This is a genomic window from Skermanella sp. TT6 (assembly GCF_016653635.2).
Lineage (GTDB): Bacteria > Pseudomonadota > Alphaproteobacteria > Azospirillales > Azospirillaceae > Skermanella > Skermanella cutis.
The window spans coordinates 266,565-281,212 of the sequence record NZ_CP067420.1 but is presented as its reverse complement, the minus strand read 5'-3'; the positions used below and the strand labels follow the sequence as shown (position 1 = coordinate 281,212).

The window sequence follows — 14,648 nt, the reverse complement described above, 5'->3', positions numbered from 1 at the left end:
TCAACGGATAGTCGCACCCCGAACGCGCCTGTGATAAATAGAAGACGCCCGGCGCGATGCCGGGACCGGGAACCAAGCGAATGGGGTCAGCGGATCATGTCCATGGGACTGTCGGACATCGGCAAGGCGATGAGCCCGGTCAGGGCCAGCTATCAGGCACGCGTGCAATCCCAGAACGCGGTGACCGAGGAGGTCGTCCAGAAGAACGAGAGCCGGCAGAACCAGACGCCGCAGCTGATGGGCTCGTCCTTCGAGATCTCGAACCAGGGGCTGCGCAGCCGCGGCGGCCGGATCGACATCCAGGTCTGACCGGCCCCCTTCCCCCGCCTTCGGGGGCGCCCGTCCCGTCGTCCCCGTCAGGTTCATCGCCAATCCGTCATTTGGCGTTCCTCAGATGCACGCCGCGCATCAGGTGCGCCGAGCCGTCGCGCCTTTCGGCGTTCCGCGGGTTCTTCCGAGTCCGTTTCGGCCACGAGAACAGCCAATGCAGGCCCAGCCGGTTGATCACCTCGATGGCCACGAGGGTCCCGGCGAAGCCGATCGCCGTCAGCAGGGCGAACAGCACCATTCCCTGATCCTCCGGAACGGCCATTCTCAGCACCACCACCGCGATCGCCAGGATGATCCAGTGCAGGATATAGGCCGGCAGCGAGTTCCGGCCGATATGGCGGAACAGCGCCGCGGACGGCTTGTCGCCGATTCGCCCGGCCAGCAGGATCATGACGCCGATGCCGCCCACGGCCAGCGGGACGCTGGGTATGCGGTACCGCAGATCGGTTTCCAGCAGCAGGACGGTGGCCGGCATGCCGATGGTCAGCGCGGTCATGACGGCGACCACCCTGCGATCGGCCAGCAGTCGGGAGATCAGGTCCTCCCGCTGGACGGCGTAGTCGCCGAGCGCGAAGAACGCGAGCAGGAAGAAGAACCGGTCGAGGTACCAGAAATCCACCAGCCCGGACGCCGCCAGGGCCACCGCCGCGATGACCAGCCGCGAGACCCGCTGGAACGCCAGCACGATCAGGTAGAACAGGAACAGATTGTGGAGGAACCACATGTGCCCCTGGGGTGCATAGGGGATCATCAGCAGCTCGCTCCAGGAATGGGGCGTGCCGGAGAACGGGGCCGCGATCACCCAGAGCGAGACGTAGACCGTCGACCACAGCAGATAGGGATAGAGGATGTTCCTCGTCTTCCCCGACAGATAGTCAAGGGCGCCCTTGCGCAGCGACGGGCCGAGCAGCATGCCTGACAGGAACACCATCAGCGGCATGCGCAGCGGGTTGAAGATGAGCGACAGGATCGCGATCCAGTCTGGAACGCTGTCGGAACTCAGCGTGGCGTGATAGAGCGCGTGGTCGAAGATGACGAGCACGATCGCCATCCCGCGCAACGTGTCCATCCAGCCGATCCGGGCTTTGCTTCCGGACGGCCTGCCCACGCCATGTTCCGTTGAATCGGAAGTTGGCAGCAACACCATGAAGTGATCTCACGAAAACCGGGATCTGGCGCGTGTCACGGGGACAGCGCAGAGAGACGGCCCCCCGGGCTGGGGTCCGTTTCAGTGAAAGCCGGGTATCGTGTGGATCAGGGCGGTGACGACTTGACGCAGCGCTGGCCCCGGACGGCCATGATGGTGCCGCCGTCGCGGCGCGCCGTCGGAATGAAGCCAAGCAGGACCGCCGCTATCCGGATCAGGACGACGGTGACCTCGACGCCGCCGCGGGCGTTTTGTCGAGCACTCCAGGGTGCGGTAGTTGTCTGAAGGATGGTTGTCCACATGCCGTCCTCGCATTCCGGCATGGTCGCCGCGGATGCTCAGTAATCCTGAACGTCCTGTGCGGCGCCTTGTTGCCGGCGAAGCAGGAGTTTGTTCATCCCGTTCAGAACCGTATACAAGTCGGCGAATTGTGCAAGGAATGCCGAAATGGTCAACCCTCGTTCAACTTTTCCAAGTGCTTCATAGAGCTTACCCACGCTGGTCCGGCCATCGATCCGGGCCAGCAGCGGTCCGGCCAGCCGGGGCATCGGCAGGTTCACCGGCATCCCGCCGAGGTCGGCGCGCAGTCCTGCGCCGGGCTTGAGACCGCGGGCGATGGCGGCGCCGTCGAAATCCCGCAGCACCGGCACCATGTCCAGGTCGCCGGGCGCGGCCACGGCGTCCGCGGCGTCCTCCGGCCGCACAAGGTAGCACACGTGCTTCGCCATGCTGCCTGAAAGCTGCTCGGCCAGGGCGGCCCGCGCCACGGTATCCAGCCCCTCCAGGCGCCGCCGGACGCGGGGATCGGCGATGTAGCGGGCGGGATCGTAGCGCGCCGGCTCGATGAAGGCGGTTATGGCAAGCCCGCAGCCCGAGGCCAGCTCCGCCAGTTCCGGCACCGTGTAGGCCCGGTCGCGGCTGTGCAGCAGCAGGTCGTAGAGGCCGGCGTCGGATTCCTGGTGGTCGCCGATGAAGGGGTTGCGCTTCAGCCAGTTGGTCGGCGGCAGGGTCTTCAGCAGGCGCTTGGCCAGGTCTATCCGCTCCGGGTCGGACAACCCGTCCGCCAGCGTCCGCAAGGCGTCCTGGAGGGGATAGACCCCCGTCCGCCCGAACGTGCCGTAGACCATCAGCCCGATGCCGCCGCCGGGCGCCAGGGCGGACAGCAGCGACCGGAGCCCCGCCGCGGGGTCCTCCAGATGGTGCAGGACGCCGCAGCAGTCGATGTAGTCGAAGCTTCCCAGCCCTTCCAGGTCGAGCAGCGACCCGTTCCGGAAGCGGATGCCGGTCAGCCCCCGCGCCTCGGCCCGCCGTTCCGCGACGGCCCGCGAGGCGTCCGAGAGGTCCAGGTAGGTGATCTCGGCCGCCAGCCCGGCATCGGCCGCCTGCTGGGCCAGCATGATCGTGCCGTCGCCGGTCCCGCCGCCGGCGAACAGCACGCGGAACGGCGCCGTACCGCCCCGGCTCCCGCCGAGGCGGCCGCCGAAGACATAGTGGTTCACCTCGTCCAGATGCCCCGGCGACCCGGTCAGCAGGCGTTTGGCCTCGTCGCGGGGATCGCGCGCGGGATAGGGATAGGCCTCGTACTGGGCGCGCAGGCGGTCGGGCATCGGATTCGCCTCCAAGCGGATCTCCGGGGTCAGCCCCGCCCGGGGATCGAGAGGACCACCTTGCCGGTCGAGCGCCGCTCGATCAGCAGCCGCATCGCCTCCCCGTTCTCCTCGATCGGCAGCCGGTGCGAGATGTGCGGCCGGATCCGGCCCTCCTCGAACCACCGGAACAGGGTGCGGAAGCTCTCGGCGACGGTGGCCGGCGCGTGCTGGCGATAGGCGCCCCAGTGGACGCCCACCGCGGCGCAGTTCTTGACCAGCAGGATGTTGGCCGGGATCTGCGGGATGCGCCCTTCGGCGAACCCGATCACCAGCAGCCGACCGCCCCAGGCGATGCAGCGCAGGCTGGCGTCGAACACGTCCCCTCCGACCGGATCGAAGATCACGTCCGCCCCGGCCCCGCCGGTCAGTTCCTTGACCCTGGCGCGGATGTCCTCGGTGCGATAGTCGATCAGGTGGTCGGCACCGCGGCCGGACGCCACCTCCAGCTTCTCGGCGGATCCGGCGGAGGCGATCACGGTGGCGCCCATGGCCTTGCCGATCTCGACGGCGGTCAGCCCGACGCCCCCGGCGGCGCCGTGGACCACCAGCGTTTCCCCCGGCTTCAGCCCGGCCCGTTCCCACAAGGCCACGTGCGAGGTGCCGTAGGCGATCGGGAAGCCCGCCGCCGTCTCGAAATCCATCGAATCCGGGATGGGGAACACGTCGGCGGCCCGCGCCACCGCCCGCTCGGCATAGCCCCCGTGGTCGAGCAGCGCCATCACCCGGTCGCCCGGCCGGACCGACGTCACGCCGGACCCCACCTCCTCGACGATCCCTGCGATCTCCAGCCCCGGCGAGAACGGGAAATCCGGCTTGACCTGGTACTTGCCGCGGATCATCAGCGTGTCGGCGAAATTGATGCCCGCCGCCCTGACGGCGATCCGGACCTGGCCCGCCCCCGGCGCCCCGGGCTCCGCGACTTCTTCCAAGGCAAGGCTCTCCGGCCCGCCCCATTCCCGGCACACCACGGCACGCATCGGCTCCCCTCCTCGATCCTTCTTCGGCGGCCGGACTATATAGCCCCCGTCCGGCCGGGCCAACCTTAGTCGGGACCCGCCCTTACCCGGGCCAGCCGGCCGCCGGACGGACCTCGCCGACCGCCAGGCCGACGCGGTTGGCGATTTCCGGGTGGGTCACCGCCGCCAGCTCCTGCCAGCGCGCCTCGGTCAGCACCTTGCACTGGCGCAGCAGGGCGGCCATGGCGACGCCGGCGGCACGGGTGGCGCCGTCCTCGATCTTGACCGCGATACCCAGGCCCAGGCCGGGCAGGACGGCGCACATCACGCCCTCGGCCCCGATCTTGACCAGCGCCTCGCCGCCGGTCGCCTCCATCATGCGGGTATCGAAGGTGCCGCGCCCGCCTACCAGGTAGGGGTGCGTCCCCCAGGCGCGGCGGATGCGGGCGACCGCCTCGGCCCTGCGGTCCGGCAGTTCGCGCGGGTCGGCCAGCCGGGCCATCGCGAGCGCCAGCGAGCCCAGCGGGATCGCGATGGTCGGGATGCCGCAGCCGTCGACGCCCCAGGGCGCCGCGGACAGGTCGCGCGCCGTCATCTGCTCCAACACGCCCAGGATGCGCTGCTGCACCGGGTGGTCGAAGCGGATATAGCCCTTGGTCGGCTCGCCCTTGTGCCGGGCGGTCGAGAGCATGCCGGCATGCTTGCCCGAGCAGTTGTTGTGGACGGTGCCGGGCGCCTCGCCCGCGCGGATCAGGGCGTGGGCGGTCTCCTCGTCGTAGGGCAGGTGGGTGCCGCACTCCAGGTCGGCGGGGCCGCAGCCGATCCGCTCCAGCCAGGCGGAGACCAGCCTGGTATGGCGCTCCTCGCCGTTGTGGGAGGCGCAGGCCAGCGCCAGCTCCTCGTCGGAAACGCCGAACGCCTCGGCGGCGCCGCTCTCCACCAGCGGGATCGCCTGGAGCGACTTGATGGCGGACCGGGCATAGACCGGCTTCTCGAAGTCGCCCCAGTGGGCGACCACGTGGCCCTCGGCATCGACCACGGCCGCGATGCCGCGGTGGCGGGACTCGACGATGCCGCCGCGCGTCACCTCGACCAGGACCGGCGTCTCGGCGGCGCCCAGCTCGGCATGCCCTTCCAGGGATCCGGACACGTCCTGTCCATGGGTATGGCCCTGTCCGCAACAGGCGTGGCCGTGGTGATCGCTCATGGGAATTCCATCCGACGGTGCTTCAGAACGCGTGATACTTGCCCCGGCGAAGGCGCCGGTGCAAGGTGCGCTCATGCGTGGATATTTTGCAATCGGGGTAGAGGGCGTCAGCAAGGCCTTCAACGTGGGCAACCTCGTCAGGTCGGCCCATGCCTTCGGCGCCAGTTTCGCCTTCACCATCGACGCCCGGCTGGACAAGCGCCAGCTCCGTGTCTCCGACACCTCCGATGCCGGCGGCCATCTGCCGCTCTACCACTATCCCGACCTGGGATCGCTGGAGCTTCCCCAGGGCTGCGCCCTGGTCGGCGTCGAGCTGCTGGACCGCTCGATCGACCTGCCCAGCTTCCGCCATCCGCTCCGCGCCGCCTACGTGTTCGGCCCCGAACGCGGAAACCTGTCGCCCGGACTGGTCGAGCGCTGCGAGTTCGTGGTCAGGATTCCGACCCGTTTCTGCATCAATGTCGGCGTCGCCGGAGCCCTGGTCATGTACGACCGCATGATCAGCCTGGGCCGCTTCGCCGAACGCCCCGTCCGCGCCGGCGGCCCGACCGAGGCGGTCCCCGAGCACGTCCACGGCAAGCAGATCTACCGGACCCGGAAGGAATAGGGCCGCAGATGGACGCAGATGAACACAGATGGGTTTCGGCCTCGGGCGCGCTCGCGGCCCGCCGACGCCGATCCAGAATTCTTATCTGCGTGCATCTGCGTGCATCTGCGGCCAAAAATGGAAAGCTCGCCCCGCGTCACCGCACCGCATGGACCGGCGCGAGCGCGCGGACGCCGCGGCCAAGCTGCTGATCCTGTCCCAGTTGCGCAGGGCGACCCCGGTCGTCAAGGAGGAGTTGGAGACCATGGCGATCCAGTTCAACATCAAGGAACACCCCTCCCTCAGCGAGATCTTCGCCCAGGGCTTGGCGGAGGGCGAGGCCGCGGGGCGCGAAGAAGGCGAGGCCGAGGGCCGGGCGGAGGCGCTTCTCCGGCTGGTCGAGCGCCGCCGCGTCATCGTGCCGGAGGAGGCCGAGCGTCGCATCCGGGCGGCGACGGTCGCCGATCTCGACCGCTGGCTCGACGCCGTCTTCGACGCATCCGACCTCACCGCCGACAGTCTCGAGGCCATCCTGGCGGCACCGCGCCACTGATCTCCGGCCCGGCGGTCAGAAGCTCACGAACGGGTTCAACAGGCGCATCAGCGGGCCGGTCAGGCGCAAGGGAGCGTCGGTCAGGGCGACGCAGACGCAGTCCTCGCCCTGGTCTGCGACCGGCCGGTGGTCCACGTCCGAGTCGGAACACGCGAGGTCGCCGCGCCGGTAATGCCCGGAGGCGTCGCTGAAGCCTCCGGCCAGCACCAGGGTCATCTCGATGCCTTCGTGGGTATGCTGGGGCACCGCGACGCCGCCCCTGACCCGCATCAGCCGGACCTTGATCCGCCCTCCGCCGGCGGAGCCGACCGGAATGTCGTACAGATCGACGCCGCGGATCAGCCGCTTCCACCGGACCGCATCGAGGTCGCCGCCGACATAGTCGCGCAGCGGCCGGGGCAGCGCCGGCGCCGGATCGGACCCGCTTGACGGACCGACGGTCCCGGCGGGCACCGGTCCGACGTTCCCCTCCCGGTCCAGCCGGGACAACAGGGCCGGCAGCGCGTCCGGTGCCATCGGAACAGGCTCCACATCGTCGAGCAGCGCCCCCCCGACCGCCTCGAACAGGGCCACGGCGTCGCGGCAGCCGGGGCAGAGCGCCAGGTGTGTGGCGATCACGAGGCTGGTCGCCTCGTCCAGCGTCCCGGCCGCGTACCCGACCAGCAGCGCGTCGTCCGGATGATGGGCCGGGATCATCGCCCGTCCTCCAGCTCCCGGCGCAGGCGGCCCATGGCGAGGCGCAGCCGCGACTTGACGGTCCCGAGCGGCAGCCCGCGCGTCTCGGCGATCGCGGCGTGGGGCTGGTCCTCGAAATAGGCCAGCCGCAGCAGGTCCGCCTGCTCGGCCGGCAGCTTCAGGATGGCGGCGCGCAGGCGCGCGGTGTCCTCGACCGATTCGATGGCGCGGTCGGCGCTCGGCGGCACGTCAGGAACCAGGGCGGGATCGCCGGGATCGATCTCGGGCCGGCGCTCCCGCCGGATGGCGTCGATGCGCTTGTTGCGGGCGACGGTGAAGATCCAGGTGGCGGCACCGGAACGGGCCGGATCGAAGGACCCGGCACGGCGCCAGACCAGCAGCATGACCTCCTGCGTAAGCTCGTCGGCCTGGGCCGGGCCGGCGCCGAGCCGTTGCAGGTAGCCCTTCAGCCTGGGCGCTATCCGATGGAACAGCTCGGAAAAGGCTTCCCGGTCCCGGTCGCGCGCGACGGCGACCAGAAGATCGTCGAGCGACCGCTCCTGGGCGGCGGCAAGGGGCGGAATATCCGGCATTCCCCTATTGAAGGTGAATACCCGCCCCAGGACAAGCCCGCAGATGACGGCCGGCGCCCCGCCCATCGGCGTCGCCCTCGATGAAAGTGCGCATCCCATGGCGGGTTGTACGCGGGAGGCCCCGTGTCGGATCACCCGGTTAACGGAAATTTTTCCAACGCCTGCGCACAAGAGTGGTTACCACGGTTAATTTGGGCGCTACGGGCGCTGGAAATCCTCCCTCAACCTGTATAGTGTGGCGCCATGCCGATACCATTTCGCACCTGCACAATGATCAGCCTCATCCCGTCCTTCCGGTCTGCCGGCCTCTTCCCGGCCCTCTGCCTCGCCCTCGCGACGCTCGCCTCCGGAACCTCGGCCATCGCCGCGGAACCGCAGCTGATCGGCTCGTTCAACGACTGGAACGCCTTCTCGTACGACGAGAACGGCCAGAAGGTCTGCTACATGTCGAGCCGGCCGAAGAAGGACGAGGGGAATTACAAGCAGCGCGGCGACATCTATGTGCTGATCACGCACCGTCCGGCGGAAAAGAGCCTGGACGTGGTCAGCGTGACGACCGGCTACACCTACAAGGAAAAGAGCGAGACCACCGTCTCGATCGGCAACCAGAACTTCAAGCTGTTCACCGACGGCGACACGGCCTGGGCACGCGACGAGAGGACCGACCGGGCGCTGGTCGACGCGATCCGCAGCGGCTCCGCCATGATCGTCAAGGGCACGTCGAACCGCGGCACGGCGACCACCGACACCTACAGCCTGTCGGGCACCGCCGCGGCCTACGACGCGATCAGCAAGGCGTGCGACGTCAAGCGCTGATTCGGGGGGCCTGCCGCTCCACGCAGCATTTGACACCGCAGGGGCGAGGCCCCATTTAGCGCCGCATGGGCGTTTCAAGTCATGCAAGCATGTTCGCGCCGCCGGCCTCCAGGGCCGACGGGCGCCGTAATCTGATCGGCCTCGACCGCGTCGAGCTGGCCGCCGAGCTGGGCACGCTCGGCCTGCCGGCCTTCCGCGCGCGCCAGGTCTGGCACTGGCTCTATCATCGCGGCGCCACGTCGTTCGAGGTGATGACGACGCTGGCGAAGCCGGTGCGCGAGCAGCTGGCGGAGCATTTCTTCATCGACCGGCCCGAGGTCACCCGCGACCTGAAGTCGTCGGACGGCACGGCCAAGTGGCTGCTGCGCATGGCCGACGGCCAGCAGTTCGAGACCGTCCACATCCCGGAGGAGGACCGCGGCACCCTGTGCGTGTCGTCCCAGGTCGGCTGCACGCTGACCTGCCGGTTCTGCCACACCGGGACCCAGCGGCTGGTCCGCAACCTGGAACCGTCGGAGATCGTCGGGCAGGTCATGCACGCCCGCGACCGGCTGGGCGAGTGGCCGGCGCCCAAGGACGGGCGCATGCTGTCCAACATCGTGATGATGGGAATGGGCGAGCCGCTCTACAATTACGACAACGTCGCCAAGGCGCTGAAGATCGTCATGGACGGCGAAGGGATCGCGATCTCAAAGCGCAGGATCACGCTCTCGACCTCCGGCGTCGTGCCGATGATGCGCCGCTGCGGCGAGGAGCTGAACGTTAACCTCGCCGTCAGCCTCCATGCCGTCACCGACGAGCTGCGCGACCGCATCGTGCCGCTGAACCGGAAATACCCGATCGCCGAGCTGCTCGACGCCTGCCGCAATTATCCCGGCATCAACAACGCCCGCCGGATCACGTTCGAGTACGTCATGCTGAAGGGTGTCAACGACAGCCTGGCGGACGCGAAGGAGCTGGTGCGGCTGCTCGACGGCATCCCGTCCAAAATCAACCTGATCCCGTTCAATCCCTGGCCGGGCGCCCCGTTCGAGCGCTCGACCGACGCCGCGATCCGCAAGTTCGGCGACTACGTCAACAACGCAGGCTATGCCAGCCCCGTCCGCACCCCGCGCGGCGAGGACATCATGGCGGCCTGCGGGCAGCTGAAGTCGGACAGCGTCAAGCAGCGCGCGTCGGACCGGCTGGCGGAGGAGGCCGCGGCCCGCGCCGCCGTCGCCCTGGCGGTGGCCGAGAAGGAAGCGGCCCTTTCCCTCTAGGGGCTTTTGCCCTAGATCATCGCCGGGCAGGCCACCGCTGGAATCATCGCCGTGCAGTATTTCCTCGATCCGTTCTGGTTCAACCTGGCGCTAAGCCTGGCGGTGCTGTGGCCGCTCTGGCGGATCTTCCGCCGGGCCGGCCTCAACCCCGTCTGGTCGCTGCTGGTCTTCGTGTCGGTCGCGATCCCGCTGCTGGGCCAGCTGCTGGTCCTGCTGGTGCTGTTCCATTCCAAGTGGCCGACCCTGCCTCCCAAGCCGCCGCCCCAGCCGCGCAAGAAACCCCGCCCGGTCCAGCGGGCGAAGGCATGAAGCGCATGAAGGAGATACCGGCATGGGCAATCTGAGCGAGACGGTGACCTTCTTCCGCGACGTCGATCCCAACGTGTCGCTGATCATCATCGGCATCATGCTGACCTGGACCCTGGCCGCCGGTTCGTTCCTGCTGGCCCGGCTCGGCATCAAGCCCTTGTGGGTCCTGCTGCTGGTGGTGCCCGGCCTCAACGTGCTGGCGATCTGGCTGTTCGCCTATGTCCGCTGGCCCCGGTACGAGGAAGCGAAGCGCAAGGGGCTTCAGCCCGGCGGATCGCCCTGATCGGTCCCGCGATAGCTGGTCCATGACCCGTGCGGGGTCCGGGTGCTCCGGGCGGCGTCGCCCCGGCGCTCGGCCCGGTCGTCCACCGCGTCGTCATAGCCGCGCCGGTTGCTGTAGAAGACCAGGAACATCAGCCCGCCACCCAGGGCCAGGGTGCCCACCCCGCCCAGCAGCAGGGCCAGCAGCCCGTGGCCGCTGATCGCCACGTCGGCGCCGTCCAGGTTCCAGCCCGCGAAGCCGAACACGAGAGCCGCCGCGAGCAGTGCTACCAGAACGGCGATGACGAGGAAGGTCTTCATGCCGGGTTCAACCGGTCGGAAGGCTGGATTGTTCCGGGCGGCCCGCTGCGGATCCCGAAGCCCTGCGGGCGGTCTTGCGGGCCGCCGCGCTTGGCCCTAATGTCGCGCCGGCTTTCTACCCTCGGACTGTACGGGCACCCTCATGAGCGGCGACATCAAGAAAATCGTGCTGGCCTATTCCGGCGGCCTCGATACCTCCGTCATCCTGCGCTGGCTGCAGGAGACATACCGCTGCGAGGTGGTGACCTTCACCGCCGACATAGGCCAGGGCGAGGAGCTGGAGCCCGCCCGCAAGAAGGCCGAGATGATGGGCGTGCAGCAGATCTACATCGACGATCTGCGCGAGGAGTTCGTGCGCGACTTCGTCTTCCCGATGTTCCGCGCCAACACCCTGTACGAGGGGACCTACCTGCTCGGCACCTCGATCGCCCGGCCGCTGATCGCCAAGCGCCAGATCGAGATCGCCAACGAGGTCGGCGCCGATGCCGTCGCCCACGGCGCCACCGGCAAGGGCAACGACCAGGTCCGGTTCGAGCTGGGCTACTACGCCCTCAAGCCCGACATCAAGGTGATCGCCCCCTGGCGCCAGTGGGACCTGAACAGCCGCACCAAGCTGCTGGACTATGCCGAGCAGCACCAGATCCCGATCGCCAAGGACAAGCGCGGCGAGGCGCCCTACTCCACCGACGCCAACCTGCTGCACATCTCCTACGAGGGCAAGGCGCTGGAGGATCCCTGGGTCGAGCCGGACGAGGACATGTTCACCCGCTCGGTCGCCCCGGAGAAGGCCCCGGACACCCCGACCTACGTGGAGATCGAGTTCCGGCACGGCGACGCCGTCGCGGTGGACGGCACCGCCATGACCCCGGCGCAGGTGCTGACCCGGCTGAACGAGCTGGGCGGCCAGAACGGCATCGGCCGCCTGGACCTGGTGGAGAACCGCTTCGTCGGCATGAAGAGCCGCGGCGTCTACGAGACTCCCGGTGGCACCATCCTGCTGGCCGCCCACCGCGGCATCGAGAGCATCACCCTCGACCGGGGCGCCATGCACCTCAAGGACGACATGATGCCCCGCTACGCGGAGCTGATCTACAACGGCTTCTGGTTCAGCCCGGAGCGCCTGGCGATCCAGGCCCTGATCGACAAGACGCAGGAGCAGGTCAACGGCACGGTCCGGCTCAAGCTGTTCAAGGGCCAGGCCAGCGTGGTCGGCCGCAAGTCCCCCAACTCGCTCTACCGCCTGGACTACGTCACCTTCGAGGCCGATTCGGTCTACAATCAGAAGGATGCGGAAGGCTTCATCAAGCTGAACGCGCTGCGGCTCCGCCTGGGCGCCATGGCGAAGGGGAGCTGAAGCGCCGTTCCGGGACGCCGGCGCCGATCCCTCCGGGATGATCGGCGCCGGCCCATGATCCGCGCGACCCACGGGCTTCTACCCGCATCACCTCTGCCCTGCATCGACTCGTAGGTTGCGCCCATGGCGCAACTCAGTGCGCCGAGTGGAACGGCAGCCCGCCCTCAGACCGGCGGCAGGGGCGACACGCCGAACAGCCAGGCGTGGCCGTGCAGCAGCCCGGCATAGAGCGCCAGCGTCACGATCAGCCGGATCCAGCCGATCTCCCGGACGGTTGCGGCCAGGTTCTGGCGCCCCTGGACGATGGCGGCGAAGGGGACGTTGGAGCTCAGCTCGGTCCAGCGCTCCCACGCCAGCCCCTTGCGCACCGCGTTCTTCGAATCGATCAGGACCGAGCCCAGCAGCGCCAGCACCGCCAGGGTCCCGAAGAACAGCAGGGAGGCCCAGTCGCCGTTCGGGATCATGTGCGACACCGCCCACAGCCCGATCGCCCACATCACCGGGTTGCGGGTGATGCGCAGCACGCCGCGCGGCCCCAGTTCCTTCTCCAGCAAGGCGCCCTGCCCGACAGCGGTCGGGTTCGGCGTACTGACCCCGCCGACCAGCAGCAGGAAGGCCAGCGGCATCAGGACCAGCGGAAAGATCCACATCCAGGCCGACGGAAACCAGACCGGCTCGTAGGGGGCGGCGGCATAGGCCCGGACCAGCCAGACCATGGCGCCCAGCGCCACGATCGAGTAGACGCCGGTATAGGCCCGCTCGCCGATCCGCCGGACCAGGGCCGTGCGCAGACCGGTGCTGGACACGCCGAAATGGCTCGCCAGCAGGAAGGCGGCGGCCAGGGCCAGCCAGCCGAAATTGCCGGTCATGGATGAACTCTCATGGCTGAACCCTCATGAAGCGACTCCGGATCCGGTGATGACGACCTGCACGTCGGTCGGCCCCGCGGAATAAGGCGCCGAGGTCACCAGCACGGCGCAGCCGGTCGCGGCATAGGCCGCGGCGTTCGCCTCGGTGATGCCGCCCGCCGCAGCGACCAGCGGGACCGGGTCCAGCCCGGCCACCCGGCGGACCGCCTCGGCGACCGCGTCGGGGGCCAGCTTCTCCAGCTGCAGCACGTCGGCCCCGGCCTCCGCCGCCGCGACGGCATCCGCGACCGAGGCGACCTCGACCACCAGCTTGCGTTCCGGATGGCGGCGCTTCAGCCCGTGGAAGTCCGGCGCGCCGTCCAGGAAGACCCTGTGCTCGGGGAACACCAGCAGCGTCTCCGACAGGCCCAGCCGGTGCATCTGCGCGCCGCCGGCCAGCACCGCCTTGACGCTGATCTCCTTCGTGCCGGGGAAGTTCTTGCGGGTGCAGGCGACCGCCACCCCGGGGGCCACCGCCTGAGCCGCCTCGACGATCCGCCGCGTCCGGGTGGCGATGCCGGATGCGTATTCCACCAGCGTCTGGGCCACCTTCCAGGCCAGGTGGATGCCGCCGGCCGGCCCCTCCCCCTCCAGGAAGACGGTGCCGGCCGCGATCCGCTCGCCGCTGCCGTGGCGCAGCGCGGCCCGGACGCCGGCCCGCTCCAGCAGGCGGGCGGCCTCCTCGGCGCAGCACAGCACCATGTCGGAGCGGGCGGCGAAGCTGATCCGGCCGGGGCGCGATCCGATGCCCAGGGCGTGGGTGGTCAGGTCGCCGGCCGGCGCATCCTGGGCCAGCAGCGCGTCCAGCGCGCCGTCGCCGATCGGCAGCATCATGACGTCCCGCATCCTCCCGTAACCGCGCTGGGCCGAAACCGCATTCGGCCGAAACCGCGTTAGATCGAATCGGGCGGGATGGTAACTTCGGCGCCCCGACAATGCACCTGCCCGTCTGGCCGCAGGCGGCGAATCGAGCGACCTGATCCATTTTTGCACTTCCCTCGGGGTTGACCGGAACGGGATAGACGCCAAGTCTGTTATCAGCGGCATTGCATAGCAGCGTGATGCCAATCCCATCAAATCGCCCTCAGGATCCCCAGTAATTTCCCGGGGCGATGAAGATCTTGTACTTACGTTGGAGGAAAGACATGCCGAAGTCCATTGAAGGTCGCACGGTCGCTATTCTGGCCACCCATGGCTTCGAGCAGGCTGAACTGACCGAGCCGCAAAAGGCATTGAAGGAAGCGGGCGCCACCGTCCACGTGGTCTCGCCGGAACAGGGCACGATCCGCGGCTACCGCCACCTGGACAAGGGGGACGAGGTCGGCGTCGACCGGGTCCTCGACGACGCGCGGCCCGACGACTACGACGCGCTCGTGATCCCCGGCGGCCTGTTCAATCCCGACGAGCTGCGCACCAACGAGGCGGCGCTCCGGTTCGTCCGCGCCTTCTTCACCGCCGGAAAGCCGGTCGGCGCCATCTGCCACGGCCCGCAGGTCCTGATCAGCGCCGATCTGGTCCGGGACCGCACCCTGACCGCCGTCGCCCCGATCCGCAAGGACCTGGCCAATGCCGGGGCCAACGTCCTGGACGAGGAGGTGGTGACCGACAAGGGTCTCGTGACCAGCCGCACGCCGAAGGACCTACCGGCCTTCTGCGCCAAGCTGATCGAGGAGATCGCCGAGGGCCGCCACCGCGGACAGGCCAAGGCCGCCGCCGAGTAAGCC

The 14,648-nt window shown here is 69.0% G+C and carries 19 protein-coding genes; 9 read left to right on the top strand and 10 right to left on the bottom strand.

The features are described from left to right. Nucleotides 1-102 precede the first annotated feature (102 nt). Nucleotides 103-309 (top strand): hypothetical protein, encoded by a 207-nt coding sequence (locus IGS68_RS01340; RefSeq protein ID WP_201076764.1) that lies wholly within the window; start codon nt 103-105, stop codon nt 307-309. 67 nt (nt 310-376) lie between these two features. Here the strand turns inward: IGS68_RS01340 and IGS68_RS01335 are convergent, their stop codons facing one another. The 5 genes from IGS68_RS01335 to IGS68_RS01315 all read right to left on the bottom strand — a co-directional run bounded on the left by IGS68_RS01335 (nt 377) and on the right by IGS68_RS01315 (nt 5,289). After that, on the bottom strand, nt 377-1,399 hold the full coding sequence (locus IGS68_RS01335; RefSeq protein ID WP_201076763.1) for an acyltransferase family protein: 1,023 nt from the start codon (nt 1,397-1,399) through the stop codon (nt 377-379). Nucleotides 1,400-1,584: 185 nt separating this feature from the next. Next, a complete protein-coding gene (locus IGS68_RS01330; RefSeq protein ID WP_201076762.1) occupies nt 1,585-1,779 on the bottom strand; it encodes a hypothetical protein in 195 nt (64 codons plus the stop codon). 36 nt (nt 1,780-1,815) lie between these two features. Next, nucleotides 1,816-3,084 carry a class I SAM-dependent methyltransferase gene (locus IGS68_RS01325; RefSeq protein WP_201076761.1) on the bottom strand — a complete coding sequence of 423 codons (1,269 nt, stop codon included), beginning with the start codon at nt 3,082-3,084 and terminating at the stop codon, nt 1,816-1,818. A 29-nt stretch (nt 3,085-3,113) separates the two neighbouring features. Further along, nucleotides 3,114-4,103, bottom strand: a complete 990-nt coding sequence (locus IGS68_RS01320; protein WP_201076760.1) for an NADPH:quinone oxidoreductase family protein — start codon at nt 4,101-4,103, stop codon at nt 3,114-3,116. Nucleotides 4,104-4,185: 82 nt separating this feature from the next. After that, the gene (locus IGS68_RS01315) at nt 4,186-5,289 is read right to left on the bottom strand and encodes an asparaginase (RefSeq protein ID WP_201076758.1); all 1,104 of its coding nucleotides are present in this window, start codon (nt 5,287-5,289) and stop codon (nt 4,186-4,188) included. Nucleotides 5,290-5,362: 73 nt separating this feature from the next. On the opposite strand from IGS68_RS01315, the gene IGS68_RS01310 reads away from it, so the two are divergent. Both IGS68_RS01310 and IGS68_RS01305 read left to right on the top strand, forming a co-directional pair. After that, nucleotides 5,363-5,896 carry an RNA methyltransferase gene (locus IGS68_RS01310; RefSeq protein WP_201076757.1) on the top strand — a complete coding sequence of 178 codons (534 nt, stop codon included), beginning with the start codon at nt 5,363-5,365 and terminating at the stop codon, nt 5,894-5,896. Nucleotides 5,897-6,044: 148 nt separating this feature from the next. Further along, nucleotides 6,045-6,428 carry a hypothetical protein gene (locus IGS68_RS01305; protein ID WP_201076755.1) on the top strand — a complete coding sequence of 128 codons (384 nt, stop codon included), beginning with the start codon at nt 6,045-6,047 and terminating at the stop codon, nt 6,426-6,428. Between the two features lie 15 nt (nt 6,429-6,443). On the opposite strand, the gene IGS68_RS01300 is transcribed toward IGS68_RS01305, so the two are convergent. Both IGS68_RS01300 and IGS68_RS01295 read right to left on the bottom strand, forming a co-directional pair. Next, nucleotides 6,444-7,124, bottom strand: a complete 681-nt coding sequence (locus IGS68_RS01300; protein ID WP_201076754.1) for a ChrR family anti-sigma-E factor — start codon at nt 7,122-7,124, stop codon at nt 6,444-6,446. Further along, nucleotides 7,121-7,696 (bottom strand): sigma-70 family RNA polymerase sigma factor, encoded by a 576-nt coding sequence (locus IGS68_RS01295; RefSeq protein WP_201076753.1) that lies wholly within the window; start codon nt 7,694-7,696, stop codon nt 7,121-7,123. Before IGS68_RS01295 ends, IGS68_RS01300 begins: the two co-directional genes overlap by 4 nt. Nucleotides 7,697-7,966: 270 nt before the next feature. Between IGS68_RS01295 and IGS68_RS01290 the strand changes: the two genes are divergently transcribed. The 4 genes from IGS68_RS01290 (at nt 7,967) to IGS68_RS01275 (ending at nt 10,363) form a co-directional block, all read left to right on the top strand. Next, nucleotides 7,967-8,512, top strand: a complete 546-nt coding sequence (locus IGS68_RS01290) for an invasion associated locus B family protein (protein WP_201076752.1) — start codon at nt 7,967-7,969, stop codon at nt 8,510-8,512. Between the two features lie 65 nt (nt 8,513-8,577). Next, a complete protein-coding gene (rlmN, locus tag IGS68_RS01285) occupies nt 8,578-9,771 on the top strand; it encodes a dual-specificity RNA methyltransferase RlmN (protein ID WP_201076751.1) in 1,194 nt (397 codons plus the stop codon). A 51-nt stretch (nt 9,772-9,822) separates the two neighbouring features. Then, a complete protein-coding gene (locus IGS68_RS01280) occupies nt 9,823-10,080 on the top strand; it encodes a hypothetical protein (RefSeq protein ID WP_201076749.1) in 258 nt (85 codons plus the stop codon). A 22-nt stretch (nt 10,081-10,102) separates the two neighbouring features. Next, on the top strand, nt 10,103-10,363 hold the full coding sequence (locus IGS68_RS01275) for a hypothetical protein (protein WP_201076747.1): 261 nt from the start codon (nt 10,103-10,105) through the stop codon (nt 10,361-10,363). On the opposite strand, the gene IGS68_RS01270 is transcribed toward IGS68_RS01275, so the two are convergent. Beyond that, complete coding sequence (locus IGS68_RS01270; protein WP_201076745.1) at nt 10,342-10,662, bottom strand: hypothetical protein; 321 nt, start codon at nt 10,660-10,662, stop codon at nt 10,342-10,344. The two genes, IGS68_RS01275 and IGS68_RS01270, sit on opposite strands and share 22 nt — an antisense overlap. 142 nt (nt 10,663-10,804) lie before the next feature. Here IGS68_RS01270 and IGS68_RS01265 point away from each other — a divergent pair, with 142 nt between their 5' ends. Beyond that, a complete protein-coding gene (locus IGS68_RS01265) occupies nt 10,805-12,016 on the top strand; it encodes an argininosuccinate synthase (protein WP_201076743.1) in 1,212 nt (403 codons plus the stop codon). A 164-nt stretch (nt 12,017-12,180) separates the two neighbouring features. Here the strand turns inward: IGS68_RS01265 and IGS68_RS01260 are convergent, their stop codons facing one another. Together IGS68_RS01260 and modD are read right to left on the bottom strand one after the other, a co-directional pair. Further along, nucleotides 12,181-12,885, bottom strand: coding sequence for an NnrU family protein (locus IGS68_RS01260; RefSeq protein WP_201076741.1), 705 nt, complete (start codon nt 12,883-12,885; stop codon nt 12,181-12,183). Between the two features lie 24 nt (nt 12,886-12,909). Continuing rightward, nucleotides 12,910-13,758: a ModD protein gene (gene modD, locus IGS68_RS01255; RefSeq protein WP_371821870.1), complete on the bottom strand. Its 849-nt coding sequence runs from the start codon at nt 13,756-13,758 to the stop codon at nt 12,910-12,912. 311 nt (nt 13,759-14,069) lie between these two features. On the opposite strand from modD, the gene IGS68_RS01250 reads away from it, so the two are divergent. After that, nucleotides 14,070-14,645 (top strand): type 1 glutamine amidotransferase domain-containing protein, encoded by a 576-nt coding sequence (locus IGS68_RS01250; RefSeq protein WP_201076739.1) that lies wholly within the window; start codon nt 14,070-14,072, stop codon nt 14,643-14,645. The last annotated feature ends 3 nt before the right edge of the window (nt 14,646-14,648 follow it).